The sequence below is a fragment of the Undibacterium paludis genome, from assembly GCF_022568815.1.
GTDB lineage: Bacteria > Pseudomonadota > Gammaproteobacteria > Burkholderiales > Burkholderiaceae_D > Undibacterium.
Window position 1 is genome coordinate 1 of record NZ_JAKZHX010000049.1, and the last position, 1,352, is coordinate 1,352.

The following is a 1,352-nucleotide window of genomic DNA, read 5'->3' on the forward strand; positions in this document are numbered from 1 at the left end:
GAGGGTGTCCTGAATTTTGTGTAAACGGTTTTTCGTTTAGTTCAGCGACATGCGGTCATCAAACTGGATGGTAAAGCGGTTGAGAGCGCCTTTCCAATCACGTATGGGCATCGTCCATTTTTTGCTGATGTTGTTAAGCGCCAGGTAGAACAGCTTGCTGACAGCTTCATCAGTGGGGAACGAACTACGTGTCTTGATGACCTTGCGCAGACTCATGTTAATCGATTCAATGGCGTTCGTGGTGTAGATCACCTTACGGATCTCTGCCGGGTAGTCGAAGAATGGAATGACCCTCTCCCAGTTTCGCCGCCATGATTGCCCTATGGGCAGGTACCGCTGGTCCCACTTGGCCTCGAATTGCGTGAGCATGAGACTGGCTTCGTCGGCTGTGGCTGCGGTGTAAATGGTGCGCAGATCGGCAGCGACTTCCTTCTGATCTTTCCATGGTACAAAGTGCAGGCTGTTACGCACCATGTGGACAATGCAGAGCTGGACTGTTGCCTTGGGGTAAACCGCTTCGATCGCATCCGGGAAGCCTTTGAGGCCATCCACACAGGCAATAAAGATGTCCTGTACGCCACGATTTTTCAGCTCGGTGACGACCTGCAACCAGAACTTGGCTCCCTCAGTCTGGGCAATCCACAGACCCAGTACTTCCTTGTGGCCGTTCATGTTCACACCAATGGCGAGAAACACAGCCTTGTTGCGTACTGCACCAGCATCGCGTACTTTGACGTGGATGCAGTCAAGGTACAGAATGGGATAGAGCGCATCAAGTGGACGGGCTTGCCAGGCTTTCACATCCTCGCTGACACCATCGGTCACACTGGAGATGAGCGATGGTGACACTTCTGTACCATACATCTCTTCTAAGTGGCTCTGGATCTCCCGTACGCTCAGGCCACGGGCGTAGAGGGAGATGATCTTGTCGTCGAAGCCGCTCCAGCGGGTTTGGTGCTTGGCGATGATTTGCGGCTCGAACGTGCCTTGGCGGTCGCGCGGTATGTCGATTGGCAGTGTGCCAAAATCACCTTTCAGTGTTTTACCGCTGTGGCCGTTGCGTGTGTTGGCACTGTCATTGCTGACGGTTCCACTCTTGTCATGCCCCAGATGGTCGGTCATTTCGACTTCCAGGGCACGCTCGACAAGCATCTTGGTGAGCTGCTTGAGCAGCCCATTTTCACCAATCAGGTCTTCGGGTTTCTTATAGTTGGCCAACAGACTATCGGCCAGTTTGAGCAATTCCGGGTCGGGCTTGGCCCTTTTGTTACGCTTTGCAACGGTCATCATTTCTCCTTGAGGGTAGCAGTGTCCTGCTAAATGACCGTTTACACAAAATTATTTACACCCTC

Annotated in this window: 1 protein-coding gene; it reads right to left on the reverse strand. The window is 52.8% G+C overall.

The annotated features are described in order from the left end of the window. Positions 1-36: 36 nt before the first annotated feature. Positions 37-1,287: an IS256 family transposase gene (locus tag LZ463_RS28850; RefSeq protein WP_241459772.1), complete on the reverse strand. Its 1,251-nt coding sequence runs from the start codon at positions 1,285-1,287 to the stop codon at positions 37-39. Positions 1,288-1,352: the final 65 nt, after the last annotated feature.

Excerpts from the sequence above, each read along its gene's own strand:
- LZ463_RS28850 (WP_241459772.1), bottom strand. The coding sequence starts at position 1,287 with ATGACCGTTGCAAAGCGTAACAAAAGGGCCAAGCCCGACCCGGAATTG.